Origin of the sequence: Variovorax sp. R-27, assembly GCF_049913215.1 — a bacterium.
Taxonomy (GTDB): domain Bacteria; phylum Pseudomonadota; class Gammaproteobacteria; order Burkholderiales; family Burkholderiaceae_C; genus Variovorax.
In genome coordinates this window covers 5030021-5054277 of the sequence record NZ_CP183984.1, presented here as the reverse complement: position 1 = coordinate 5054277, position 24257 = coordinate 5030021, and the positions used below count along the sequence as shown (strand labels likewise).

22 protein-coding genes are annotated in these 24257 nt (G+C 66.0%); 11 read left to right on the top strand and 11 right to left on the bottom strand.

Annotated features, from left to right (window positions below; genetic code table 11):
* Positions 1-99: 99 nt before the first annotated feature.
* The 3 genes from ACN9MV_RS23665 to ACN9MV_RS23655 are packed head-to-tail and all read right to left on the bottom strand — an operon-like array spanning position 100 to position 3129.
* A complete protein-coding gene (locus tag ACN9MV_RS23665; RefSeq protein WP_093058878.1) occupies positions 100-855 on the bottom strand; it encodes a GntR family transcriptional regulator in 756 nt (251 codons plus the stop codon).
* Between the two features lie 14 nt (positions 856-869).
* Complete coding sequence (locus ACN9MV_RS23660) at positions 870-1607, bottom strand: aspartate/glutamate racemase family protein (protein WP_426389744.1); 738 nt, start codon at positions 1605-1607, stop codon at positions 870-872.
* Between the two features lie 28 nt (positions 1608-1635).
* Positions 1636-3129 carry an NCS1 family nucleobase:cation symporter-1 gene (locus tag ACN9MV_RS23655; protein ID WP_426389742.1) on the bottom strand — a complete coding sequence of 498 codons (1494 nt, stop codon included), beginning with the start codon at positions 3127-3129 and terminating at the stop codon, positions 1636-1638.
* Between the two features lie 199 nt (positions 3130-3328).
* Between ACN9MV_RS23655 and ACN9MV_RS23650 the strand changes: the two genes are divergently transcribed.
* From ACN9MV_RS23650 to ACN9MV_RS23640, 3 genes are all read left to right on the top strand, one after another.
* On the top strand, positions 3329-4741 hold the full coding sequence (locus ACN9MV_RS23650) for a lipase family protein (protein WP_143047847.1): 1413 nt from the start codon (positions 3329-3331) through the stop codon (positions 4739-4741).
* Positions 4742-4962: 221 nt separating this feature from the next.
* Entirely contained in the window at positions 4963-5349 is a 387-nt protein-coding gene (locus ACN9MV_RS23645) for a VOC family protein (protein WP_371127416.1), read from the top strand.
* Positions 5350-5463: 114 nt separating this feature from the next.
* Positions 5464-6213: a TerC family protein gene (locus ACN9MV_RS23640; protein WP_093081345.1), complete on the top strand. Its 750-nt coding sequence runs from the start codon at positions 5464-5466 to the stop codon at positions 6211-6213.
* A 24-nt stretch (positions 6214-6237) separates the two neighbouring features.
* On the opposite strand, the gene ACN9MV_RS23635 is transcribed toward ACN9MV_RS23640, so the two are convergent.
* Positions 6238-7137, bottom strand: coding sequence for a LysR substrate-binding domain-containing protein (locus ACN9MV_RS23635; protein ID WP_426389739.1), 900 nt, complete (start codon positions 7135-7137; stop codon positions 6238-6240).
* Between the two features lie 130 nt (positions 7138-7267).
* Between ACN9MV_RS23635 and ACN9MV_RS23630 the strand changes: the two genes are divergently transcribed.
* The 3 genes from ACN9MV_RS23630 (at position 7268) to ACN9MV_RS23620 (ending at position 10264) form a co-directional block, all read left to right on the top strand.
* Entirely contained in the window at positions 7268-8920 is a 1653-nt protein-coding gene (locus ACN9MV_RS23630) for a sensor histidine kinase (protein WP_426389737.1), read from the top strand.
* The gene (locus ACN9MV_RS23625) at positions 8917-9603 is read left to right on the top strand and encodes a response regulator transcription factor (protein ID WP_093058870.1); all 687 of its coding nucleotides are present in this window, start codon (positions 8917-8919) and stop codon (positions 9601-9603) included. Before ACN9MV_RS23630 ends, ACN9MV_RS23625 begins: the two co-directional genes overlap by 4 nt.
* Before the next feature lie 175 nt (positions 9604-9778).
* The gene (locus ACN9MV_RS23620; protein ID WP_093081350.1) at positions 9779-10264 is read left to right on the top strand and encodes an SgcJ/EcaC family oxidoreductase; all 486 of its coding nucleotides are present in this window, start codon (positions 9779-9781) and stop codon (positions 10262-10264) included.
* A gap of 28 nt (positions 10265-10292) precedes the next feature.
* Here ACN9MV_RS23620 and ACN9MV_RS23615 read toward each other — a convergent pair whose 3' ends face one another.
* On the bottom strand, positions 10293-11996 hold the full coding sequence (locus ACN9MV_RS23615) for an S-layer protein (RefSeq protein ID WP_426389734.1): 1704 nt from the start codon (positions 11994-11996) through the stop codon (positions 10293-10295).
* A 167-nt stretch (positions 11997-12163) separates the two neighbouring features.
* Between ACN9MV_RS23615 and ACN9MV_RS23610 the strand changes: the two genes are divergently transcribed.
* Positions 12164-14194 carry a putative bifunctional diguanylate cyclase/phosphodiesterase gene (locus tag ACN9MV_RS23610; protein ID WP_426389732.1) on the top strand — a complete coding sequence of 677 codons (2031 nt, stop codon included), beginning with the start codon at positions 12164-12166 and terminating at the stop codon, positions 14192-14194.
* A 12-nt stretch (positions 14195-14206) separates the two neighbouring features.
* Here ACN9MV_RS23610 and ACN9MV_RS23605 read toward each other — a convergent pair whose 3' ends face one another.
* From ACN9MV_RS23605 to ACN9MV_RS23590, 4 genes are read right to left on the bottom strand one after another with little or no spacing between them, the layout of a single operon-like run.
* Positions 14207-15433 carry a M20 family metallopeptidase gene (locus ACN9MV_RS23605; RefSeq protein WP_093058866.1) on the bottom strand — a complete coding sequence of 409 codons (1227 nt, stop codon included), beginning with the start codon at positions 15431-15433 and terminating at the stop codon, positions 14207-14209.
* Positions 15434-15450: 17 nt separating this feature from the next.
* On the bottom strand, positions 15451-17229 hold the full coding sequence (gene uraD / locus ACN9MV_RS23600; protein ID WP_426389730.1) for a 2-oxo-4-hydroxy-4-carboxy-5-ureidoimidazoline decarboxylase: 1779 nt from the start codon (positions 17227-17229) through the stop codon (positions 15451-15453).
* Positions 17226-18188: an allantoinase PuuE gene (gene puuE, locus ACN9MV_RS23595; protein WP_097198491.1), complete on the bottom strand. Its 963-nt coding sequence runs from the start codon at positions 18186-18188 to the stop codon at positions 17226-17228. The genes uraD and puuE overlap by 4 nt, the downstream gene beginning before the upstream one ends.
* Positions 18189-18196: 8 nt before the next feature.
* Positions 18197-18871 carry a GntR family transcriptional regulator gene (locus tag ACN9MV_RS23590; protein ID WP_093058863.1) on the bottom strand — a complete coding sequence of 225 codons (675 nt, stop codon included), beginning with the start codon at positions 18869-18871 and terminating at the stop codon, positions 18197-18199.
* A 74-nt stretch (positions 18872-18945) separates the two neighbouring features.
* Here ACN9MV_RS23590 and uraH point away from each other — a divergent pair, with 74 nt between their 5' ends.
* Entirely contained in the window at positions 18946-19296 is a 351-nt protein-coding gene (gene uraH, locus ACN9MV_RS23585; protein WP_056519771.1) for a hydroxyisourate hydrolase, read from the top strand.
* 2 nt (positions 19297-19298) lie between these two features.
* Here the strand turns inward: uraH and ACN9MV_RS23580 are convergent, their stop codons facing one another.
* On the bottom strand, positions 19299-19796 hold the full coding sequence (locus ACN9MV_RS23580; protein ID WP_093179694.1) for a hypothetical protein: 498 nt from the start codon (positions 19794-19796) through the stop codon (positions 19299-19301).
* Positions 19797-19852: 56 nt separating this feature from the next.
* On the opposite strand from ACN9MV_RS23580, the gene xdhC reads away from it, so the two are divergent.
* The 3 genes from xdhC to ACN9MV_RS23565 all read left to right on the top strand — a co-directional run bounded on the left by xdhC (position 19853) and on the right by ACN9MV_RS23565 (position 23504).
* A complete protein-coding gene (xdhC, locus tag ACN9MV_RS23575) occupies positions 19853-20662 on the top strand; it encodes a xanthine dehydrogenase accessory protein XdhC (protein WP_426389729.1) in 810 nt (269 codons plus the stop codon).
* Positions 20663-20880: 218 nt separating this feature from the next.
* Positions 20881-22086, top strand: coding sequence for a urate hydroxylase PuuD (locus ACN9MV_RS23570; RefSeq protein WP_093058860.1), 1206 nt, complete (start codon positions 20881-20883; stop codon positions 22084-22086).
* Positions 22087-22163: 77 nt separating this feature from the next.
* Entirely contained in the window at positions 22164-23504 is a 1341-nt protein-coding gene (locus ACN9MV_RS23565; RefSeq protein ID WP_426389728.1) for a glycerate kinase type-2 family protein, read from the top strand.
* 9 nt (positions 23505-23513) lie between these two features.
* On the opposite strand, the gene ACN9MV_RS23560 is transcribed toward ACN9MV_RS23565, so the two are convergent.
* The gene (locus ACN9MV_RS23560; RefSeq protein WP_426389727.1) at positions 23514-24101 is read right to left on the bottom strand and encodes a phospholipid scramblase-related protein; all 588 of its coding nucleotides are present in this window, start codon (positions 24099-24101) and stop codon (positions 23514-23516) included.
* Between the last annotated feature and the right edge of the window lie 156 nt (positions 24102-24257).

Sequence of the window (24257 nt, the reverse complement as noted above, 5' to 3'; positions counted from 1 at the left end):
GTCGGCGGCGATCGCGCACGGGAAAAACGCGTAAGCCATTCGGGCTACAGCATGACGCGGTTGTGTGACAGCCGCACCGGCCCTGCCGGCCGTGTGGGGTCAGGCGAGCAGCGCCTTGACCAGATCGAGCTGGCGGTCGGGCTTTTCGGTGCCGAGTTCGAGGCTGGACTCGATGCGCTCCAGGTGGTCGATCATGCTCGTCACGGCTGCCTCCACGTCGCCCTTGCGGCACAGGCGCAGGAAATCGGCGTGCTCGTCCGACGAGCAATGCGGGTCGTTCGACGAGTGGTAGAGCATCGCAATCAGCGAGCTGCGTGCGACCAGTTCACGCACCAGCTCGGCGAGCGTGCGGTTGCCGGTGGCCTCGGCCAGCGCCACGTGGAAGTCGCCCAGCAGCTTCTCGCGCACGGTGCCCGTGGTGGTGGTCTGGCGCAGTGCGGTGCGCTCGAACTTGATGTGCTGCTCCAGCACCTGGTAGTCGCGCGGCCGCGCGGCGGCGATGAACAGGCGCACCACTTCGCTTTCGAGGATGCGGCGCACCGCGAACACCTCGCGGGCCTCTTCCACCGAGGGCTGGCAGACGAAGGCGCCCTTGTCGGGAATCATCTCGATGAGCTTGTCCTTCGACAGCATCAGCAGCGCGGCGCGCACCTTGGTGCGGCTCACCGAATACACGCGGCCCAGCGCTTCTTCGCGCAGCCAGGTGCCGGGCGGCAGGCGCTTCTCGACGATCGCGGTGGCGATGTCGTTGGCGATGCTTTCGATGGAGCTGTTCTTGTCGGCTGCAGCCACGCCGTTCTCGTCCGGAACGGCGGTGGCAGGGGAAGCGGAGGGTTTGGAACTGGCGCGGGGCATGCGCGGATTGTGGCCTAGCGCGGGAGAGTGAAGCCCTCGAGCGCACCAATGATGGGCTTGGGCAGGGGCTTTGCCAATTCGCCGCGCTTGCTGGTGCGCAGCTTCAGGGCAACGAGCGATTCGACCAGCTTGGTGCCCGCGGCCACGCCGTCGATCACGGGCACGCCGAGCACCTGCTCGATGTGCGCGCACAGGTCGGTCATGCCCGCACAGCCGAGCACGATGCAGTCGGAGCCGTCTTCTTCGAGCGCGCGCCGGCACTCGTCGACGATGCGTTCCCGCGCGCCCGAGCCCGGCTCTTCCAGTTCGAGCACGGGCAGTTCGCAGGCGCGCACGTTGGCGCAGAAGCGCTCCATGCCGTAGATCTCGGCCAGGTGCCAGGCCTGGCCCATGGTGCGGCCCAGGGTGGTCACCACGCTGAAGCGGCTGCCGATCATGCTGGCCAGGTGCATCGCCGCCTCGGCGATGCCCACCACCGGGCCGCGTGCCAGCTCGCGCGCGGCCTTCAGGCCCGGGTCGCCGAAGCAGGCGATCACGTAGCCGTCGATCCCGTCGCGCTCGCCCGAAGCGATCTCCTGCAGCAAGCCCGGCACGGCCAGCGCCTCGTCGTAGTGGCTTTCGATGGAGACCGGCCCCATGGCCGGGCTCACGGCCACGATCTCGGTGCCGGCATGCGCCACCGCGCGGGCGCAGGCGCCGATCTTCTCGGTCATGCTCCAGGTGGTGTTGGGATTGATGATCTTGATGCGCACGGCGCGGTCCCTTTCTTTCTCTTTCAGTTCAAGTCTTGCTGTTACGGTTCAGCAGGGCATAGAGGACGAAGCCCAAGCCCATGCCGATGAACCAAGCATAGTTGGCGCCACCGCGCAGCGCCGGCACCATCACGCACAGGATCGGCACGAGGGCGGACGGCACCAGCGCCTGGATCGCCTTCGGGTTGTAGCCGCCGCTGTACCAGTATTCGCCCTTGGGGCTCATCGTGTAGAGCGCGTCCACGTCGATGCGCTGCTTGCGCACGATGTAGTAGTCGGCAATCAGGATGCCGAACAGCGGGCCGATGAACGAACCCAGCACGTCGAGCGTGTAGTGAATGACCTCGGGGCTGTTGTAGAGGTTCCACGGCGTGAGAAACACCGAGCCCACCGCGGCGATCATGCCGCCCGTGCGCCAGCTGATGTGCTGTGGCGCCACGTTCGAGAAATCGAAGGCCGGCGAGACGAAGTTGGCCACGATGTTGATGCCGATGGTGGCGATCATGAAGGTCAGTGCGCCCAGCACCACGGCGGTGGTGCTGTCGATCTTGCCCACGGTGTGCACCGGATCGGTGATGAGTTCACCAAACACGGGCAGCGTGGCGGCGGTGGTGATGACGGTCAGCAGCGAGAAGAACACGAAGTTCACCGGCAGGCCCCAGAAGTTGCCCTTCTTCACCGCGTCGAAGCTCTTGCCGTAGCGCGAGAAATCGCCGAAGTTGAGCATCGGGCCGCTGAAGTAACTCACCACCAGCGCAATGGCCGAGAGCATCACCGGCAGCGCGTCCCAGCCCTGGAACTTGATGCCGCCCAGGTTCAGGTCGATGTTGCTCCAGCCGGCCTTCCACACCAGCCAGCCGCAGAGCACGGCCATCACCACGTACACCGCCGGGCCGGCCCAGTCGATGAACTTGCGGATGGCATCCATGCCGCGCCAGAACACGAAGGCCTGCAGCACCCACATGACCATGAACGCGACCCAGCCAAGCGCCGAGAGGCCGACGAAGCCGTACTGCGCGACATCGGCATACGGCGCGAGGCCCGGGGCCATGTGCAGCGCCAGCACCATGAACGCCGCCGAGGCAAGGTACGTTTGCACGCCGTACCAAGCCACCGCGATCAACCCGCGGATGATGGCCGGAATGTTCGCGCCCAGCACGCCGAAGGGCGCGCGGCACACCACGGGGTAGGGCACACCCGTGACCTGGCTGGGCTTGGCCACCAGGTTGCAGAAGAACTGCACGATCACGATGCCCACCAGCAGCGACACCAGCACCTGCCAGCTCGACAGGCCCAGCGCGAACAGGCTGCCGGCCGTGATGTAGCCGCCCACGCTGTGCACGTCGGACATCCAGAAGGCAAAGATGTTGTATTGGCCCCAGGTCTGCTTCTTCAGCGGAGCGAGGTCTTCGTTGGTCAGGCGCGGGTGGTAGCCGGGCTTGATGAGGGCGTTCGATTCCGCGTGCGGCGCAATGCCGGCTTCGCTTGCCCCCGCGGGGGCGTGGCTGACGACTGTGCTCATGGTCTTTTCCTCGTGCGAGTGGGGTGGATTGAGTACGTGTTTTTCGGATGCGTTATTTGTATACAAAAAATGCACTCAATCAAGACCATTCGGGGAATCATATATCCGTAGATTCCCTGATGCGCTGCCGACGCTGCGGGGTGAACCCCGTGGCGTGCGTAGCGCGCCGCTATGCTGCGGCAAACATTTGGAGGTGGAGATGCAAAGAGAAAACTGGGGGCGTGCCGCCCGGTGCATGGCGGTGCTGCTTTGCTGTGCCGCGTTGGGAGGCTGTGGTCTCTATTCCGTCAACCGCGAGGCGAAGCTGTACCGCGCCGAGATGGCCGAGGAGATGAGGCGTGAGGTGGAAGAGTGCCGCAATGGCTCCTCACCGGAAAAGCGGCACGTTCTGGACCATCGCTACCGGGATACCGACGCGTCCGACTGCTACAGCGCGGTGATCTCCGCTGCCAGCCGCTCGCTCGAGGGAGCGAGGGTCGATAGGATTCAGAAACCGACGATAGGCAGTTCGCCGTCCGCCGTTGCAATACGCAAGCCGTGGACGCCCCAGGAAGTGGCCCAGGCAACCTCCGCGGCCGAAGTGCTCGGCCAGATGGCGTGGCCTGCAGTGCTGAGCAAAGTGGTCTACCGACGGTATGCGCCTGAGGCAAGCCGGGGCGACTGCGCCTACAGGCCGGATCTGCATCCGCTGGAGCGGCTGAAGAGGGTCCCGTCCGCCGGTGCCGGCAAATGGGAGTCATGGGAGCACTCGGGGGTCGGCTGCAAAGCCGTGGGAGGCCTGTACTACGAGACCTTCGTTTATCGCCTGCCCGACGGGCCGATCACACAAGCGTTCATTGTCTTTCGCGGTACGGAGAACTACAGCGGCCAGTTGTTGCCCGATTGGGAAGCGAATCTGGCGATGGCGCTGAATCTCGAACCACAGCAGTTCGTGCAGGTCCGGATCGGATTGAAAGAGATCGTCAGAAAATTGAAGAAAGACGCCCCGAATGTCGAGATCTACACAGCCGGGCATTCCTTGGGGGGCAGCATGGCGCAACTGGCCGCATACATGAGTGAGGACGTGAAGATCGCCTACGCCTTCAACACGTCGCCGGTGAGCGGCTGGACGTGGTTGCGCAAGCAGCAGAGCGAAAACCCGGGAGAAGTCGTGATGCCGAGAAAGGATCCCCCGATCATCAGGGTCATGCAGGACGATGAGGCTCTGGGGTTCATCCGGGTGTTCTCCAACGCGGCGAACTCGACAGTGCGCCGTACAGGCCGCACCGACGTGGCGCTGGATTTCCCTTCGAGCCGCGACGTGCTGAAAATCTCCAAGGTGTCGGGGCGTCTGAGCGCTGGCGTGGCCCTGCACTCCATTACTTTGCTCGCGTGCAACTTGACGGCTCGCGTCGCGAATGGAGCTCCCGGTGCATTTGGCTTCACGAAGGAGCAGGCTGAAGCGGTTATCAGCGAGCGAGATGGCGCCTATTCGGTAACGGGCGCCGAAAGGACAGAAGGCCTATGCCAGGTGGTTGACCGTGGCGCGAATTGCACGGTGAACTGGACCGGCGCAGGTTGGCCGACAAACTGCAGGTCGGACCAGGCGCCCTCGCTCAGCCCGTCGCCATGAGGTTTTCACATCCCGACGGTCGCGCGGATTGCATCGGGGGAGCCGGCCGTTTCTGTCGCTCTCGATCTCATTGACTGATCGAAATCCGTGTGGCTCAGAGAAAAAATATATCGCTTTCAGTTGTGAGACGCGCTGCTTAGAGTCCCGTCCATCCCCCACTTTCGATGGCAAGAACCATGAGCAACGCAACCACCCGCATCCCCTTTCATCTCGCGTTTCCGGTGCGCGACATCGCCGAGGCACGCGCGTTCTACGGCGACTTGCTGGGATGCCCCGAAGGCCGCAGCGCGCCCGAATGGGTGGACTTCGATTTCTACGGCCATCAGATCGTGGCGCACCTGGCGCCCGACGAATGCGGCCACCACCAGAGCAGTTCGGTCGACGGTCACGACGTGCCGGTGCGTCACTTCGGCGCGATCGTTCCCATGGACCAATGGCAGGCCATGGCCGACAAGCTCATCGCCCGCCAGACCAAGTTCGTCATCGAGCCCTATATCCGGTTCAAGGGCGAGCCTGGCGAGCAGGCGACGATGTTCTTCCTGGACCCCTCCGGGAACGCCATCGAGATGAAGTCGTTCGCGGACCTGAGCTCGCTTTTCGCCCGCTGAACGGGCAATGGCCCATGGGTCGCGGGGGCGCTGGCGCCATGTGCGTGCGCGCCTTTAAGATGCGCTCGCCCGCCGCGGTCGCCGACCGCGCGTTGACGCAACAGAGTCGCGCCCATGCTCCAACTTCTCTCCGATCCCCAGGTCTGGATCGCCTTCGCCACCCTGACCGCGCTTGAGCTGGTCCTCGGGATCGACAACATCATCTTCATCTCGATCCTGGTCGACAAGCTGCCGCTGGCCCAGCGCGAATTCGCACGGCGCATCGGCCTTTTCATGGCCATGTTCATGCGCATCGGCCTGCTGCTGGTGCTGGCATGGATCGTCGGGCTGGTGAAGCCGCTCTTCGTGGTGTTCGGCCAGGAGATCTCGGGCCGCGACCTGATCCTGATACTGGGTGGGCTGTTCCTGATCTGGAAGAGCACGAGCGAGGTTCACCAGTCGCTGGAAGGCGAACATGAGCACAAGCAGAGCACGGCCAAGGCGACCTTCGCCTCGGTGATCCTGCAGATCATGCTCATCGACCTGGTGTTCTCGCTCGATTCGATCATCACCGCGGTCGGCATGGTGGACGACGTGCGCGTCATGATCGCAGCGGTGATCGCTTCGGTGCTGCTCATGATGCTGTTCGCCGGGCCGATCGGCCGCTTCGTCTCCAACCATCCCACCATCAAGATGCTGGCGCTGTCCTTCCTGGTGGTGGTGGGTGTCGTGCTGGTTGCCGAAGGCTTCGAGCATCACGTGCCCAAGGGGTATGTGTACTTCGCAATGGCTTTCTCGCTGAGCGTGGAAATGCTCAACATCCGCATGCGCAAGAAGTCGGCGAAGCCCGTGGTGCTGAATCCGCCCCACATACCGGGCGATTGAGGGGCCGAGCCGGTCAAGTCGGCACTACGCCGAACGTCGGCGAGTCGGTGCCGTCGCGTCGACCGCATCGCGCAGGCATTGGGCGAAGTGCGCCACCACGGGCGGACTGGCCCGGGGCTTGCGATGAAGCAAGCCGATTTCGCGATGGAAAGTGAACTCGCCCAGCGAGACGATGCGCACCCCCGCAGGCATCGGAAGATGCGCCTCGACCAGCGGCACAAGCGCCACGCCCAGGCCCCTGGAGGCCAGATGAATCAACCCGGGGATCTCGTCGATCTCGATGGCGTCGTTGACCGAAAGGCCTTCCCGGCGCAGAAACGCCTCGACCATCCGCCCTCCGAACGAAGCCCTGTCGTAGCGAAGGAACGGCTGTTCCTGGATCAGCGCCCGCCAGTTCTTCGTTGCGGGAACGGCCTTGGGCACGACCAGCACAAAGGGCTCCTGCACCAACGCCTGCCACGTCAGGTCGGGAGGCATTCCGAAGGGCGGGCGGATGATCACGGCCGCATCGATCTTGCCGGCGTCCAGGTCGTCCATCAGGCGCATCGAGACGCCGGGCGACACATGGACGCGCACAAGGGGGAATGATTTGCGCAGCTGCTCAAGCGCGCGCGCCAGCAGAGTTGGTTGCGCCGACGCAATCGAACCGATGCGAAGGAGCCCCCGGGTGGCGTCGTCGTGAGGAAGTTCGCCGAGCTTGGCGAACAGGGCGCAGATTTCTTCCGCCCGCGGCAAGGTCGTCTGGCCCGCGACGTTCAAGGTGGCCGATCGGCCCGTCCGGTCGAAGAGCTCGAAGCCCAGGGCCTCTTCGAGCCGCTTCATCTGGCTGCTCACTGCCGATTGCGTGAGGCCGATGCGGTCGCCGGCTGCCGCGAAGGTGCCGAGCTTGCACACCGCAATGAAGGTCTTGAGTTCGTTGATCACGCCCGGAGCATCGCAAACATCGATGCTCGGGTCAATCGAGCTTCAACAGAAGTGATGGATGTCCGACTGTCCAACGGGCATGGGCTATTCTTCGCACCCTTCCAAGCAGGTATCCGCCTCGCACCGATCGATGCCTTCCATCAAATTCCGCTCGCGGCTCTCACTGGCCTTTGCAGCGCTCGTTGCGCTGGTCTGCGTGCAGGCTGCCTTCATCTACCTGGGCTCCGAGCGCGTCACCTTCTATGCGCAGCACAGCCGGCTGGCGAGCGACATCCAGTCCGATCTGCTGGAGCTGTCCGCCAACAAGCAGCGGCTGCGGGTATGGGCCTCGCTGCGGCTGATGAATGGCGACGCACCCATCGAGTCGCGCGACCGCTGGCTGGCCGGCATGCGCTCCAGCGCAGCCAGCCTGCGGGACCTGACGCAGCGCGACCTGGCCTGGTGGACCACCGTGACCTCGGCGCGGGGCACACAGGTGCCCGAGGCGGTGACCCAGCTGGCGGCCAGCATCGACCTGCTCGATGCCAACATCGCCGCGGTCCAGGATCGCCTGCTGCAGCTCACGCCACTGCAGCCGGGAGCGGAGTTTTCGTCGGTGTGGCAGCAGATCAACCAGGTGTTCGACGTGACGCGCGGGCGCGACCTGCGCGAACTCGTCAACGGCGCAATCGAGCGCCAGAAGCAGGCGGTGCCGGCCGCGCGCCTGGCCACCGAGCACGCCATCGAGGTGCTGCGCCTGCAGGCCATCGGCCTCGCTGTGTTGACCCTGGCAGCGGCGGTGCTGCTCGCCATTCGCCTGAACCGGCGGCTGCAGGCACCCATCGCCAGCCTGCTGACCGGCACGCAGGCCTTGCAGGCGGGCCAGATGGACCATCGCATGACGGTCGGCTCGGGTGACGAATTCGGCCAGGTGGCCGAGAACTTCAACGCCATGGCCGCCGAACTGCAGCAGCGCCGGAGCGATGCCGAAGCCGCGCGGCACAAGCTCGAAGAAGCAGTGGATGCGCGCACGGTTGAGTTGCAGACCGCGCACGTCACGCTGCAGAACATCGACCAGCGCCGCCGCCAGTTGTTTGCCGACCTGAGCCACGAGCTGCGCACGCCGGCCACCGCCATCCGCGGCGAGGCCGAGATTGCGCTGCGCGGCACCGACAAGCCACTGGCCGAATACAAGGAAACGCTGTCGCGCATCGTCGGCGGCGTGGAGCAGCTCGCGCGGGTGATCGACGACCTGATGCTGATCGCGCGCGCCGAGGCCGATCAGCTCGTCATGCGGCAGGACCAGGTGGACCTCGGCCTGCTGGTCGGCGATGCCACCGAGCAGGCCGAGGCGCTGGGTGCGCTGCACGGCGTTGGGGTTCGCCTCGATGCCTCGCACGACGCACAGCCAGGGCTGCTCTACGTGCATGCCGATGCCGACCGGCTGCGCCAGGCCTTGGTGATCGTGCTCGACAACGCGGTGCGCTATTCGCGCTCGGGCGGCGAGGTCCGCATCGGCTGGCGTGAAGTCGACGGATGCGCGGAGATCGCGGTGCGCGACAAGGGCATCGGCATCGACGCCGACGAGCTGCCCACGGTGTTCCAGCGCTTCACGCGCGGCCAGCGCGCGCGGGCGCATCGGGTCGATGGCACCGGCATTGGCCTGTCGATTGCGCAGGCCATCGTTGTCGCGCACGAAGGCCGCATCGACATAGACAGCGAACCGTTCGTGGGCACGACGGTTCGCATCCGGCTGCCGCGCTTTGATGGCGCAGCCAGCCCCACAACGCCGGAGGCCGCATGAACAACATCCTCGTGGTCGAAGACGATCCGCGCGTGGCCGACTTTCTGCAGCGCGGCCTGCGCGCCGAAGGTTATGGCGTGCAGCTGGCGCGCACCGGCACCGAGGGCCTGGCATTGGCGCGCGGCGGTGAGCCGGCGCTGCTCATCCTCGACCTGATGCTGCCCGGCATCAGCGGCCTGGAGCTCTGCCAGACGATGCGCGCCGAAGGCCATCATGTGCCGGTGCTGATGCTCACGGCCATGAGCTCGCTGGAGGACAAGGTCAACGGCCTGCGGCTGGGCGCGGACGACTATCTGACCAAGCCCTTTGCCTTCGAGGAGCTGCTCGCGCGCATCGAGGCGCTGCTGCGGCGCGGACGCGAACAGCGCGTGAAAGCGAGCAGCCTGCAGGTGGCCGACCTCGTGCTGGACCGCGAACGCATGCAGGTCACGCGGGCCGGACAGCCGATTGCGCTGACGGCGAAGGAGCTGGCCTTCCTGGAGCTGCTGATGAGCGCGCCCGGCCGCGTCTACAGCCGCGAGCGCATCCTCTCGAACGTGTGGGGCACCAACGAGGATCCGCTGACCAACGTGGTCGACGTCTACGTGCGCCGCCTCAGGGCCAAGATCGACGAGGGCCACCCGCTCGCGCTGCTCAAGACCGTGCGCGGCTTCGGCTACCGGCTCGACGCGCAGGAGGCCTGAACAACTGGACGCCCGGGCGCGCGTTCATCCGTTGTTCATCTGCGCTTCAACCTGCGTTCATGGCCCGGCACGGGTCGTGTTCATCTCTGCGCCAGAGACTTGATTCCTGCCTCGCGAATGCGGTGCAGCGCCGGCAGACACCGGTGCTTCAACACTTTCACAACAAGGAATCTCCGTGAAGAAAAGTCTCGTCACCAGTGCCGCCCTCGGCGTTCTTTCTTTCACTCTCGCCACCGGTGCGCTGGCCCAGGGTTCGGGCGCCGTTGCCTGCGCGCCGACCAATGAAGCGCAGATCGGCGCGCTGTTCGACCGCTGGAACAACTCGCTGCGCACGCTGGACCCCGACAAGGTGGTCGCCAACTACGCACCCGACGGCGTGCTGCTGGCGACCGTGTCGAACCAGCCGCGCACCAACCCGGCGGAGATCCGCGACTACTTCGTCAAGTTCCTCAAGAGCGAGCCGCAAGGCACGATCGACAAGCGCATCGTCAAGATCGGCTGCAATGTGGCGCAGGACGTCGGAACCTACACCTTCCGCTTCAAGGATGGCGGCACGGTGCATGCCCGCTACACCTATGTCTACGAATGGGTGAACGGGCAGTGGCTGATCGCGCATCACCACTCGTCGGCGATGCCGGAGGCGCGCGCCGCGAAGAACTGATCGATGCGGGCGGGCTCCGGCTCGCTCGCTACAGCGCCGCGACCTTCACGAACACCGGGTTCGAGTAGAACCACAGGTCGCTGTAGTTGCGCACGTTGATCGCATTGAAGCGCGCCACGTTGTCGGTGCCGGTGGTCTGCGCATCGGGCAGCGGCTCACCGGCGGCGGTTTCGTTGGGCACGTCGGTTCCCAGGTTGGTGCCGCGCAGGCGGAAGTACTGGTTGTTGCCGGCCTTCACCGTGTAGCTCACCGAGAAGTAGCCGTCGGCATCGAGCTTCCAGTCGTTGCGGGTGAAGCGCTTGAGCACGCGCGTCGACGGGTTGGTGTCGCGCGCATAGCCCGGCGTGCCCGCCAGCTCGGGGCCGGTCACGTCGCCGCCGATCAGGTCGATGTGGTCGACCACCGGCTTCACGTTGGCGAAGTTGCCGCTGCCGAGCTGGTATTCGAAGTTGTTGCGCTCGGGGCTCTTGAAGCGGATGGTGATCTTCAGGTCTTCACCGGCCTTGGCCGTCACGTCCGAACCCATCTCGCCAGTACCTTTGGCGCTTTGCACCTTGAAGTCGAGCGCGTCGATCAGGCCGCCGTTCACAGCGAAGAGCTTGCCTGAGCGCAGGGCCGAGAGCAGCGACTTCGGATCCTTGACGTCGCCCCACAGGTGGTTCCTGGCGTATTCGCCCGGCGCGTAGCCGCTGCTGTACTGGCCTTGCGAGGTGGTGAAGTGGTAGTCGGAGTCGGCCACGTTCCAGATGTGGCGGCCTTCGGACAGCAGCGCGTCCCAGGTGCCGCCGAGCTTGGCGACGAGGTAGTCGACGCCGCCGTAGGTGCGCGAGGGCAGGTTGGCCGGAATGTAGGCGCTGTTGTAGCCGCCGCGGTCGGGCTCCATCTGGTTGCCGACCATGCCTTCGAGCGAGAACACGATGTTCGGCGCGAGGTCGTTCATCTCGCGCAGCTGGGCGATCGTGTACTTGCCGGGGTTGCGCGAAGGATGGTTGATCTGCAGGTAGCTGGTGTCGGGGTAGTTCTTCTTGAGCCAGGCGATAGCGGCGAGCGTCTCGGCGTGCGTGTCGTAGTTGACGCCGGCCTTCGGGCCCCAGGCGGTGACGTCGCCGGCCGGGAAGAGTGCGGCGGCCCGGTTGGTGAAGAGGTATTCGAACTGGCTCGCGGCCTTGAGCGCGGCATCCGACATGGGGTTGTCGGTCAGGATGCCGACGTTGCCGTGGTCGTGCGAGGGCATGTCCCATTCGAAGGACGCGAAGATCGTCTTGTCGGCATATTTGCCGCCGGCCTGCAGCGCCTTGATGCGCGGCACCTGGTACTTGGCCATGCCTTCCGAGAACGGAATCTGCGCCGGCAGCTTGGTGCCGTTGTTGTCGTAGGAGGACAGGCGCAGGTGGTCGGACAGCGCCGCCCAGTCGAGCCCGAACTGGTCGAAGGCCTTGGCCAGCACCTGGTCGAGCGTGGAAATCTGCTGCGTGTCGTCCGACTGGATCGTGTGGATGTGCAGGTCGCCCACGGTCCAGCGGCCTGGCGGTACCGACGGGCCTGGATCGGCCGCGGGAGCGGGTGCGGGCGCGACGGCCGCCGGGGTGCTGGGCGCCACGGGGAAGAAGGCCGGGCCGCTGGAGTCTCCGCCGCCGCAGCCGGCCAGCATGAGCGTGCCGATGGCGAGGGTGGAGAACAGCGTGCGGCGGAACGGGAGGGGCGTCGAGAGGGCGGTCGGAAGAATGAACATGGCGGTCTGAAAAAAATGACGCGCACCTGAAGTGCGCGTGTCGAAGGAAGTCGCCGAGTCTCGAATGGCGCGATGACGCTTCGATGAAAGCAGAACGAAAGTTCGTTGTTTTCGCGCCAGCAACCGGGCCGCCGGAGGGCTTGCCCTCTATAAACTGTGCCCCTTCCATGATCCCCAGCGCGCCCGTCCCCCTGCCCACCGCATCCATCGACGATGAAGTGCTGTCGCGCATGGTGCGCACCGATCAGCTCGTGACGGTGCGCCGCAGCGTTCTCTCGGCCATTCCGATCAGCGTGGTGCTGAGCTTCACCGCGGCGCTGGTCGCCCTCAATGCCGGCCGCGCGTTCGAAGGGATGAGCTGGCTGCTGCTGTCGCTCATGGTGAACGGGATGCGCAGCTACATCTGCCGCTGGCCGTTCGCGCCTTCGCCCGGTGCCGAGCCCGGCAGTGATGTCCTGACCTCGCCAAATGGTCGTCCGGTCGAATGGCACTTGCGCATTGCTGCGGTCCTGGCTGCGGTGTCGGGCTGTGTGTGGGCCCTCATTCCGTTTCTGTGCGACGGCTACTCATCGCCGCAAGCGGTGTTCTATCTCACGGTGGTGTGCGGCATCTGCGCGGGGGCCGTCACCTATGGCATTGCCTATGCGCTCGTGCCCATCAGCTTCATCACGCCGGCGCTGCTGTCGGTGGTCGGTTGCCTTGTCTATGCAGGCGGCTTCGACAATCTGAGCCTGGCGGCGATGGTGCTGCTGTACCTCGCGGCACTGGTGCGCGGTGCGCTGCACAGCGACAGGACCTTCCGCGAAGGAAGCCGCCTGCGCAACGAAGCCACAGCCATGGCCGCGCAGCTGCGGCTGGTGCACGCGCTGTCGCTGGACGCCACGCAGCAGCTGGCCTTCCGGGCCTCGCACGATTCGCTCACGGGCCTGCTCAACCGCGAAGGCTTCACCGAGGCGGCGACGCTGCACATCGCCGCACCCGGCGGCCGCCAGCACGGCCTGCTGCTGCTGGACCTCGACGGCTTCAAGGCGGTGAACGACGCCTTCGGCCACAAGGTCGGCGACCGCGTGCTGCAGGACGTGGCCCGCTGGCTGCAGCGGGAGACCGCCGACATGCAGGCCGTGCTCGGCCGCTGGGGCGGCGACGAGTTCGCGGTGCTCTACAGCCTGCAGGACGAGCGGCAGGCGCCCACGGCGATTGCGCAGGCGCTGATCCGTTCGATCTCATTCGCCACTGCGCACTACGGCGGCCATCTGGGCGTGAGCATCGGCATCTCAGTCTCGGGCGAGGCCGAGATCGCCGACATGATCAGCTTTGCCGACGAGGCCGTCTACGAGGCCAAGCGCACCGGGCGCAACCGCTACCAAGTCTTCGACAAAGCGCTCAACCAGCGGCTGGCCACGCGCCGGGACGTGGAGCGCGACCTTCTCCATGCCATCGAGGCGCGCGACATCGGCGTGTGGTACCAGCCGATCATGAACAGCGACGGCCGGGAAGTTCACAGCCTCGAGGCATTGATGCGCTGGAACCATCCGCGCCATGGCCACATTGCCCCTGAAGAGGTGATCTACGCGGCAGCGAGCACCGGCGTGGCCGAGCCGCTGCTGCGGCATCTGGTCGACGAGGTCTGCCTGGGCATGCGCCAGCTGGAGGCCGTAGGCTCCAGCCTGGCCGCCGTGCCGGTTGCCATCAATGTCTCGCCGCGCGAGATGGCGCAGCTGGCGGTCGACGACATCGTGCTCGGCATGCTGAAGGCGCGCGGCGTGGCACCGCGCCGGCTGCAGATCGAGATCACGGAAGAGGTGGCGCTCGACACGCATGCCACGCGCAGCCGGCTGAGCGCGCTGTCGGCCGCGGGCGTGGCAATCGTGGTCGACGACTTCGGCGTGGGTTATTCGTCGCTGGCGTCGCTGCGCAGCGAGTACGTGCGGCAGGTGAAGATCGACCGCAGTTTCATTCTCGACCTGTCGTCCTCGCCGGGCAACGTGGTGCTGGTGGACGCCATCGTCCAGCTCGGCCGCTCGCTGAACATCCAGGTGGTTGCCGAAGGCGTGGAAACGCAGGACGAGCTCGATGCCCTGCACGCGATAGGTTGTCGGCTGGTGCAGGGCTATCACCTGGCGCGGCCCGCGCCGCTGCCCGATGTGATGGCGTGGGCCGCGGCGCGCCTGGCGCCCGCGGCCGTCAAGGTCATCTGAGCTGGATCAGGATCAGGCCAGCAGGTCGCTGAGCGTGCGCGCGATCACCTTGGTGGCGCGGCGCAGGTCTTCGAGCACCACGCGCTCGTCGCTGCGCTTGGCGTGCGATTCGAGCACCGTGCGCGGGCCGGCGCCGTAGATCACGCCGGGAATGCCGGCTTCGACGTACAGGCGCACGTCGGTGTACAGCGGCGTGCCCATGGCCTTGATGGGCTCGCCGAACAGTTCGCCGCCGTGCTTCTGGATCGCATCGACCAACGGCTTGTTGCCGGCCAGCGGCTTCATCGAGTTGGCGAGCAGCAGGCGCTTGATCTCGACCGTGATGCCCGCGCTCTCGGCGGCCGCATCGGCAATCACCTTGCGGATCGCGGCTTCGACTTCGACCGGGTTCTCTTCGGGGATCATGCGGCGGTCGAGCTTGAACACGACCTTGCCGGGCACCACGTTGGTGTTGGTGCCGCCCTCGATGCGGCCGACGTTGAGATACGGGTGCGTGATGCCCTCGACCTTCGACGTGACCTGCTGGTAGAGCGTGTTCTGCGCATACAGCGCGTTGAGGATCTTCACGGCGCCTTGCAGCGCGTCGATGCCGGTGGCCGGCACGGCGGCGTGGGCCATCTTGCCGTGCACCGTCACTTCCATCTGCAGGCAGCCGTTGTGCGCGGTGACCACTTCGTAGCTGAAGCCGGCCGCGATCATCAGGTCGGGCTTGGTCAGGCCCTTGTCGAGCAGCCAGCCCGGGCCGAGGATGCCGCCGAACTCTTCGTCGTAGGTGAAGTGCAGCTCGACGCTGCCCTTGGTCGGCTTGGCCACCGCCTCGAGTGCGCGCAGCGCGAAGGTGAAGCTGGCGAAATCGCTCTTGCTGACTGCTGCAGCACGGCCGTAGAGGCTGCCGTCAGCGATCTCGCCGCCATACGGGTCGTGCGTCCAACCTTCGCCGGGGGGCACCACGTCGCCGTGGGCGTTCAGCGCCACGGTGCGGCCTTCGTTGCCGTACTTGCGGCGCACGATCAGGTTGGTGATCGATTCGAGGCCGTAGTCCTTCACTTCCTGCGCGGGCACGGCGTGTTTTTCGGCGTCGAGGCCGAAGTCTTTCAGCAGCTCGGCGGTGCGCTCGGCGTGCGGCGCGTTGTTGCCCGGTGGCGTGTCTGTGGGCACCTGCACGAGTTGCTGCAGGAATTGCACTTCCTCGTCGAAGTGGGCGTCGATCCAGGCGTCGAGCTTGGCGTAGTCGGTCATGGTTGTTCTTCTGTGAATCAGTGGGCTTGTTCGGCGGTGAGGTTTTCCAGAAGCAGCTGGAAGGCCTGCACTGCGAGCTGGATGTCGTCGTTGGTGCTCGATTCGAGCGGGTTGTGGCTGATGCCCGAGTTGATGCCGCGCACGAACAGCATGGCCTGCGGCATCACCTCGTGCAGCTTCATCGCGTCGTGGCCGGCGCCGCTGGGCATGCGAAAGAGCGGAATGCCCAGCGTATCGACGGCCTTTTCCCAGCGCTGCTGCCAGGCGGGTGCGCTGGGCGCGGCGGCGGCGCGCATGGTTTCTTCGAGCTCGTAGCGCACGCCGCGGCGCTCGCAGATGTCCTTCAGCGCGTTGACCACGTCGGTGGCCAGCGCGTCGCGCTGCGCGTTGTTGGGCGCGCGCAGGTCGAGGCTGAACTTGCAGCGGCCCGGCACCACGTTGATGGAACCGCTGGGCACTTCGAGCATGCCGACGGTGCCGACCGAGTCGCCGTCTTTGGCGGCGCGCTGCTCGGTGTAGAGGATCAGCTCGGCCACGGCGGCCGCGGCGTCGCGGCGGCGGTCCATGGGCGTGGTGCCGGCGTGGCTGGCCATGCCGATCACTTCGCCCACGTAGCGCACGCTGCCGTTGATGGAGGTGACGATGCCCAGCGGCAGGTCGAGCTCGGTGAGCACCGGGCCCTGTTCGATGTGCACTTCGACGAAGCCGAGGTAGCGCGCCGGGTCGCGCTGGATCTTCGGGATGTCTTCTTCCTTCAGGCCTGCCTGCTGCATGGCCTCGCGCATGGTGATGCCGTCGGCATCCTTCTGGTCGAGCCAGCGCCGGTCGAAGTGGCCGATGAGCGCGCCCGACCCGAGGAAGGTCGCCTTGTAGCGCTGGCCTTCTTCTTCGGCGAAGCCCACCACCTCGAAGGCGAAGGGCAGGCGCTTGTTCTGACGCTTGAGTTCGCGCACGCAGGCCATCGGCACGAAGATGCCCAGGCGGCCGTCGTACTTGCCGCCGTTGCGCACGGTGTCGTAGTGCGAGCCGGTGAGCAGGGTCTTGGCGCCGGGCGTCGAGCCTTCATAGCGGCCCACCACGTTGCCGACCGCGTCGATGTGCACCGAGTCGAAGCCCACGTCGCGCATCAGCGCGCTGATCTGTGCGGCGCAGGCGCGGTGCGCATCGGTCAGGTAGGTGACGGTGAGCTGGCCCTTCTCGGCGTAGCCGGGATCGGTGTGCACCGAGAGCTGTTCCTGCCAGTCCCACACGTCGTTGCCGAGCGTGACGTCGGCGGCGAACTTGTCGTCGAGGCGAATCTCCGCAATGCGATGGATGTTGCGCAGGGCCTCGCCGAGTTCGAAGTCGGAGTGGTTGTACAGCCGGCGCGCGAAGGTGTCGATGATCTCGCGCTTGGCCAGCCCCGTGCCGCGCGGGCCGCGCACCGCGAGGATGAACGGAAAGCCGAACTTCGCGTTGTAGTCGGCGTTGAGCTGCTGGATCTTTGCGAACTCCTCGGGCGTGCAGTCGGTCAGGCCGGCCTTGCTCTGCTCGTTGGTCGATTCGGCCGTCAGCGTCTTGCTGACCATGGCCTTGCCGGCGAGCTCGGGGTGGGCGCGGATCAGGCCGATCTGCTCGTCGGCCGACGAAGCAGCCAGCGCCTGCACGAGCGCATGCTTGAGATGCGCGAGCGAGCGGAACGGGCGAGCGGCCAGCGCGCGCTGAGCGATCCAGGGCGAGTGCTCGTAGATGCCGTCGAGCAGCGCGACGGCTGCGGCCGGCACCGCGGCGTTGAGTTGGGCGATGGTGAGGCTCATGATGCGGCTCCGGCTTCAAAGGGGTGCGCCTGCTTCCAGTGGCGCGCGATGTCGACGCGCCGGCAGACCCACACGCGGTCGTGTTGTGCGATGTGATCGAGAAAACGCTGCAGCGCCGTGATGCGGCCCGGCCGCCCGAGCAGGCGGCAGTGCATGCCGATGCTCATCATCTTCGGGCTGTTGTCGCCGTTCGGGTCGCCTTCGGCATACAGCGCGTCGAAGGTGTCCTTCATGTACTGGAAGAACGGGTCGGCGTGCGAATAGCCCTGCGGCAGCGCGAAGCGCATGTCGTTGCAATCGAGCGTGTAGGGCACGATGAGCTGCGGCACCACGGTGCCGTCGGTCTTTTGCACCTTCATCCAGAAGGGCAGGTCGTCGCCGTAGTAGTCGCTGTCGTATTCGAAGCCGCCGTAGTCGGCCACGAGGCGGCGCGTGCGCGGGCTGTCGCGGCCGGTGTACCAGCCCAGGGCGCGTTCGCCGGTGAGCTTTTCAATGGCTTCCATGCCCAGGCGCATGTGTTCGCGCTCGGTGGCTTCGTCGAGGTTCTGGTAGTGGATCCAGCGCCAGCCGTGGCAGGCGATCTCGTGGCCCAGTTCCTTGAAGGCGGCGGTCAGCTCGGGGTAGCGCTCAAGCGCCATGCCCACGCCGAACACGGTCAGCGGCAGGCCGCGTTTTTCGAACTCGCGCAGGATGCGCCACACGCCGGCACGCGAGCCGTACTCGTAGATGCCTTCCATGCTGATGTGCCGGTCTGGAAAGCTCGCCGGGTTGAACATCTCGGAGAGGAACTGCTCGGAGCCCGCATCGCCGTGCAGCGTGGCGTTCTCGCCGCCTTCTTCGTAGTTGAGGACGAACTGCACCGCGACGCGCGCACCGCCCGGCCATTGGGCGTGGGGCGGGTTGCGGCCGTAGCCGACGAGGTCGCGCGGGTAGGGCAGGGTAGTGTCGTAGACGGTCATGGTTTGGATCAGGACAGCGCGAGGGAGATGTCGTTGGTGGGCACCTTGCGGTCGAACGTGAGATTGGCCTCGACGTGCTCCAGGTGTTCGGTCATGAGGCGCACGGCGCGCTCTTCGTCGCGCGCGGCCAGCGCCTTCACGATGTCGGCGTGCTCGTCGTTGGAGTGCTCGGCCGCGCTGGCGCTCTGGTACATCAGCGTGATGAGGGCGCAGCGCGAGATGAGTTCGCCCAGGATCTGCGCCAGCACCTGGTTGCCCATGAGCTCGGCCATGCGCACGTGGAAGTCGCCGAGCAGCTCGGTGCGGCCCGAGATGTCTTCGCCCGACACGGCTGATTTTTCGAGCGCAACGTGCTCCTTCAGCGCCTTGATCTTGGCGGGCGTGACGGTGCGCACGAACTCGCGCGTCATCTCGGCTTCGAGCATGCGGCGCACGGCGAACACCTGCTTGGCCTCGTCGACGGCCGGTGCGGCCACGAAGGCGCCGCGTGCGGGCTCGAGGCGTATGAGCTTGTTCTGCGACAGCTGGAACAGCGCCTGGCGCACCAGCGTGCGCGAGACGCCGAAATGATCGGCCAGCTTCTGCTCGGCCAGCTTGGTGCCGGGCTGAAGCCGGTGCTCGACGATGGCCTTCGTGAGGGCATCGACGATCGAACGGGTGGTGGAGGACTCCATGTTTTTCATGATAGACCCAAAGCCGGTAACTGTATACACTTTTGTCCACCGGAATTTCCCGCACCCATTTCAAGGAGCGCCCCATGGGCCTGAGCACTCACGTACTGGACACGATGCATGGCGGTCCCGCAGCCGGCATGGAGGTCGCGCTGTTCACCACCGACGGCGACGCCGCGACGCTGGTGAAGCGCTTCACGCTGAATTCGGACGGCCGCAGCGACGGCCCGCTGTACGACAACAACTCGCTGAAGGCCGGCACCTACCGGCTGGTGTTCGACGTGGCGGGTTACTTCAAGGCTCGCGGCGTCAAGCTGCCTGAGCCGAACTTCCTGAACAAGGTGTCGCTGGACTTCGGCGTGGCGCACACCGACCAGCACTATCACGTGCCCCTGCTCGTCAGTCCGTGGAGCTACTCCACGTACCGGGGCTCCTGAGGTCAGTCGCCTTGTTGCTGGCCTTCTGTCAGGGTGTCGAGCTGGAAGCGCCCGCTCTTGTCCCACAGCCAGGTGTCGGTCCACGTGACCGCTCCGAGGCGCGTGGCGGCGGGGAAGGGCGCGGCCTGCAGCACGGCACGCTCGATCTCGGCGATCACTTCGGGCGCATGCTGGGGCGCGCGCAACCAGTGCATCGACACCACCTTGCCACCCGCATCCAGGTTCACCTGCAGCGTACCGACCGCATAGAGCATCGGCGGCAGTTGCCCGCCGTAGATGCGCGAGCGGTTGATCTCGTAGATGTGGCGCGCCGCATCGCGGCGGTAGTCGCGCGCCGTGGCGGCGTTCGATGCACGAGGCACCCGGCCGGATGCGTTGGAAGGGGAGGCGCTGCTCAACTGGCCGGGCACGGCGCCAGGGCTGCCGCAGCCGGCCAGCCAGAGGGCGGAAAGAACGGAAGCAGCAAGTGCAAGGCGGCGGGGCGTAAGCTGGCGATTCATCGCCGGGTTTATACCGTGAGTCCTCACGGGCCAGGCAACCGAAGGTATCGACAACGATGAGCGGTGCGGTCGATCAACTGCTGGCACGTCTTCGCCACGAAGACGCGGTGCTGGTGCGCGTCGAATCGACGCAGGGCTCGGCACCGCGCGAGGCCGGCACCTGGATGGCGGTGTGGGCCGAGGCGCTCACGGCCACCATCGGCGGTGGGCAGCTCGAATTCCAGGCCACGAAGGAAGCACGCGAAATGCTGGCCGGCTCGCGCAAGCCCTTCGATGGCATCCAGCGCTACCCGCTGGGCCCGAGCCTGGGACAGTGCTGCGGCGGCGTGATGTTCCTGTCGTACGAGCGCATCACGGCCGCTGATGCGCCAAGGCTGCAGCGCGAACTGGTCGCGCAACTCAAGCCCGTGGCGCTGTTCGGCGGCGGCCATGTGGGCGCCGCACTGGCAAGGCTGCTGGCTGCGCTGCCGTTTGCGGTGCGCTGGGTCGACAGCCGCGACGGCGTGTTTCCCGACGAATTGCCCGCGCAGATCGACACCGAACATTCAGAACCCGTGCAGGACGCCGTGGCCGCGCTGGTGCCGGGCAGCCGCGTGCTCATCATGAGCTTCAGCCATGCCGAAGACCTGGACATCGTCATCGCCTGCCTGAAGCGCCTGCGCGAGCGCAACGACTTGCCCTATGTCGGCCTGATCGGCAGCAAGACCAAGTGGGCCACTTTCAGCCATCGGCTCGAGGCGCGGGGCTTCACGGCCGGCGAACTGGCCCGCATCACCTGCCCGATCGGCGTGCCCGGCATCACGGGCAAGGAGCCCGAGGTGATCGCCGTGGCGGTGGCGGCACAGTTGTTGCAATCGCTGGGCTGAACAGGGTTTTCCCGGCGGCCACGCCCTAAAAAACAGCCCCGTCCCTTGCCAAAACTGTATACACTTTCGGTCCACAACAAGCCGCAGCGGAGCGAGGCCCATTTTTTCATGGAGCCTGCGTTCGCGGCACTTTCTCTGCTTACAGCGCCCGCGGTGGTGAGCAGGCTGAAACCCCTCCTTGGTGCCCCCACGCGCCAATCGGGTTGAGAGAGAAGCATATGGAAAGTTATTACCTCGACTGGGCCAACCTGCTGCTGCGCTGGGTCCACGTCATCACCGCCATCGCCTGGATCGGCGCCTCCTTCTACTTCGTGATGCTGGACAACAGCCTCGAGAAGCCGCAGGACCAGGAATCGCTCGACAAGGGCGTGGGCGGCGAGCAATGGGCCGTGCACGGCGGCGGCTTCTACAACATGCAGAAGTACGCGCTGGCGCCCAAGAAGCTGCCGGACCACCTGCACTGGTCGTACTGGGAGAGTTATTCGACCTGGATCACGGGTTTCACGCTCTTCACCATGTCGTACCTGTGGAACGCGAGCACGTACCTCATCGACAAGTCGAAGATGGACTGGCAGCCCGGCGCCGCCATTGCCGTGGCGCTGGCCTTCTTCGTGGTGTTCTGGATGGTGTACGACGGCATCTGCCAGATCTTCGGCCGGCGCAAGCACGGCGACACCATCGTCGGCGTGCTGATCGCCATCTTCATCGCCTTCGCGACCTGGCTGGCCTGCCAGTGGTTCGCGGGCCGCGCGGCCTTCTTGCTGGTGGGCGCCATGATGGCCACGACCATGAGCGGCAACGTGTTCTTCTGGATCATCCCCGGCCAGCGCAAGAACGTGGCGGCGCTGCGCGAAGGCAAGCCGGTGGACCCGGTGCACGGCCAGCGCGGCAAGCAGCGCAGCGTGCACAACACCTACTTCACGCTGCCGGTGCTGTTCGCGATGCTGAGCAACCACTACAGCTTTACGTACACGCACAAGTACAACTGGATCGTGCTGCTGCTGATCATGCTCGGCGGCGCGGCCATTCGTCAGTTCTTCGTGGTGCGGCACCGCTTCAAGCTGGGCAATGCGGGCAACCCGCTGCCCTATGCGCTGGTCGGCATCGTGGTGCTGGGCCTGACCATCGTCTGGATGAAGCCTGAACCCGTGGCGGCCCCCGCGGTGGCTGCCGCTGCGCCTGCCGTGCCGTTCAAGGACGTGCAGAAGGTGCTCGAACAGCGCTGCTTCATGTGCCACGGCGCGGCCGTTCAGATGAAGAACGTGCGCGTCGATTCGCCGGAGCAAGTGGCCGCGCATTCACAGGCGATCTACCAGCAGGTGGTGGTCACGAAGATCATGCCGATGAACAACGCCACGGGCATCACCGACGAAGAGCGGGCCCTCATCAGCCGCTGGTTCCAGGCTGGCGCAAAGACCAACTAGACAGACAGAAGTTGACCGGCGGCAAGAGGGCGGGTCACGGTCCGCAGCACAATCGCCGGATTGGAGACAAAGCAGCAATGACCGCATCGAACCCCGCCTTCGGCCCCGCTCCCGATCCGCGCGAAGCCCCGCGCGCCTTCCTCGAACATCTCTACCGTGTGGCGGTGGACCGCGCGCTGCCGCTGTCCACGCTGGGCGCTCATCTGCCGCCGCCGCCCAAGGGCCGTACGCTGGTGCTGGGCGCAGGCAAGGCCGGCGGCTCGATGGTGCAGGCGCTCGAGGCCCTGTGGCCGGCCGATGCGCCGCTGTCGGGGTTGGTCGTCACGCGTTACGACCACATTCCGCCGCGGCCCGAAGGCGTGCCGCAGCGCATCGAGATCGTCGAGGCCGCACACCCCGTGCCCGACGCAGCAGGCCAGCAGGCCGCCGAGCGCATCCTCGCGCTGACGCAGGGCCTCACGGCCGACGACCTTGTGCTGTGCCTGATCTCGGGTGGAGGTTCGTCGCTGCTGGTGCTGCCGGCCGAAGGCTTGACGCTGGCCGACAAGCAGCGCATCAACAAGCAACTGCTCGAAAGCGGCGCAGGCATCGGCGAGATGAACTGCGTGCGCAAGCACCTGTCGCGCATCAAGGGTGGCCGGCTGGCGGCGGCATGCGCGCCGGCCCGCGTGGTGACGCTGACGATCAGCGACGTGCCCGGCGATGACGCAGCCGTCATCGCCAGCGGCCCGACGGTGCCCGACGCCACCACCTGCGCCGATGCGCTCGCCATCCTCGACCGCTATGGCATCGAAGTGCCCGCGCCGGTGCGCGCGCAACTCGAAAGCGGTGAACTCGAAACGCCCAAGCCGCACGACGCCGTGTTCAAGGGCCACGAGACGCACATGATCGCCACGCCGCAGCAGTCGCTCGAAGCGGCGGCCAAGGCTGCGCGCGAGGCCGGCATCGAGGCGCACATCCTCAGCGACGAAATGGAAGGCGAATCGCGCGAAGTCGGCAAGGTGCACGCTGCGCTCGCGCGCGCCGTGGCGCACCGCGGCGAGCCGTTCGCGCGGCCCTGCGTGATTCTTTCGGGCGGCGAGACCACGGTGACGATCCGCCCACGCCAGCCGGGCCAGGCCAAAGGCCGCGGCGGGCGGGCCGGCGAGTTCTGCATGGGGCTGGCCGGTGCGCTCATGGGCCAGCCGCGGGTGTGGGCGCTCGCCGCCGACACCGACGGCATCGACGGTGTGGAAGACAACGCGGGCGCCTTCGTCACGCCCGACACGCTGGCGCGCGCCACCGCTGCCGGGAAGAAGCTGTCGGACCACCTCGACCGCAATGACGCCTATGGCTACTTCGACGCCATCGGCGATCTGTTCGTGACCGGCCCGACCCACACCAACGTCAACGACTTCCGCGCGCTGCTGGTGCTGTAAGGAGCTTTCTTACTCCTTCAGCACCATGTCGATGCACATCACCGCCGCCACGATCAGCAGGCGGCGGGCATCGTTGGCCGGCACGCCCGGGTCGATCGACAGCATGTAGTTGTCGGCGGTGGTGAAGAGCTCCTTGCCCAGCCCCGCCCATTTCTTGGACACGGCGGCGAACTCGGTGCTGCCCTGCACGAAGCGGAAATCCCAGCTGGTCCACTTGCCCTTGAGCGTGCAGGCAATCTGCTCCTGAGCGTCGAGCACGTCGAACTTGCCGCCGATGGAAAAGAGCTTCTGCTTGAACGAACCGACGACCTGGTCGTTGCCGTCGAGCACCTGCACCTTCGACAGGAAGATGGACACGCCGCGCTTGACCGACAGCACCTTCTGCCCTTCGGGCGTCGACACCACCACGTCGAATGGCGTGAAGCGCTTGTAGTCGGTGAAGCGCAGCAGCTTGCTGAAGAAGCCGAGGTTCGGCTCACGGCACTCCAGAATTTTCTGTTGCGAATTCGGGTCGAAGATGTCGTAGTTGTTGGCGGCCTTGAAGATGCCGACGTGTTCCTTGATGAAAAACAGGTTGTTGCGCAGCGCTGCGTGCATGGATTTCCCTCGTCCTCTGTGTGTTTGTGTGACGGGGATTATGTTCGGCGCGCATGACGACCCCGTTCCTCCCCCGTGACCGCCGGCGGGCGAGGTTTGTGAACTCGGGTTAATCTATGCCTCCGGCGGCCTGTGGCTGCCGTTGAAGCCGGCGCA

Coding starts and splice junctions, on each gene's coding strand:
- ACN9MV_RS23665 (WP_093058878.1), bottom strand. CDS start 855: ATGCCCCGCGCCAGTTCCAAACCCTCCGCTTCCCCTGCCACCGCCGTT.
- ACN9MV_RS23655 (WP_426389742.1), bottom strand. CDS start 3,129: ATGAGCACAGTCGTCAGCCACGCCCCCGCGGGGGCAAGCGAAGCCGGC.
- ACN9MV_RS23650 (WP_143047847.1), top strand. CDS start 3,329: ATGCAAAGAGAAAACTGGGGGCGTGCCGCCCGGTGCATGGCGGTGCTG.
- ACN9MV_RS23640 (WP_093081345.1), top strand. CDS start 5,464: ATGCTCCAACTTCTCTCCGATCCCCAGGTCTGGATCGCCTTCGCCACC.
- ACN9MV_RS23630 (WP_426389737.1), top strand. CDS start 7,268: ATGCCTTCCATCAAATTCCGCTCGCGGCTCTCACTGGCCTTTGCAGCG.
- ACN9MV_RS23625 (WP_093058870.1), top strand. CDS start 8,917: ATGAACAACATCCTCGTGGTCGAAGACGATCCGCGCGTGGCCGACTTT.
- ACN9MV_RS23615 (WP_426389734.1), bottom strand. CDS start 11,996: ATGTTCATTCTTCCGACCGCCCTCTCGACGCCCCTCCCGTTCCGCCGC.
- ACN9MV_RS23610 (WP_426389732.1), top strand. CDS start 12,164: ATGATCCCCAGCGCGCCCGTCCCCCTGCCCACCGCATCCATCGACGAT.
- ACN9MV_RS23605 (WP_093058866.1), bottom strand. CDS start 15,433: ATGACCGACTACGCCAAGCTCGACGCCTGGATCGACGCCCACTTCGAC.
- uraD (WP_426389730.1), bottom strand. CDS start 17,229: ATGAGCCTCACCATCGCCCAACTCAACGCCGCGGTGCCGGCCGCAGCC.
- puuE (WP_097198491.1), bottom strand. CDS start 18,188: ATGACCGTCTACGACACTACCCTGCCCTACCCGCGCGACCTCGTCGGC.
- ACN9MV_RS23590 (WP_093058863.1), bottom strand. CDS start 18,871: ATGAAAAACATGGAGTCCTCCACCACCCGTTCGATCGTCGATGCCCTC.
- uraH (WP_056519771.1), top strand. CDS start 18,946: ATGGGCCTGAGCACTCACGTACTGGACACGATGCATGGCGGTCCCGCA.
- ACN9MV_RS23580 (WP_093179694.1), bottom strand. CDS start 19,796: ATGAATCGCCAGCTTACGCCCCGCCGCCTTGCACTTGCTGCTTCCGTT.
- xdhC (WP_426389729.1), top strand. CDS start 19,853: ATGAGCGGTGCGGTCGATCAACTGCTGGCACGTCTTCGCCACGAAGAC.
- ACN9MV_RS23570 (WP_093058860.1), top strand. CDS start 20,881: ATGGAAAGTTATTACCTCGACTGGGCCAACCTGCTGCTGCGCTGGGTC.
- ACN9MV_RS23565 (WP_426389728.1), top strand. CDS start 22,164: ATGACCGCATCGAACCCCGCCTTCGGCCCCGCTCCCGATCCGCGCGAA.
- ACN9MV_RS23560 (WP_426389727.1), bottom strand. CDS start 24,101: ATGCACGCAGCGCTGCGCAACAACCTGTTTTTCATCAAGGAACACGTC.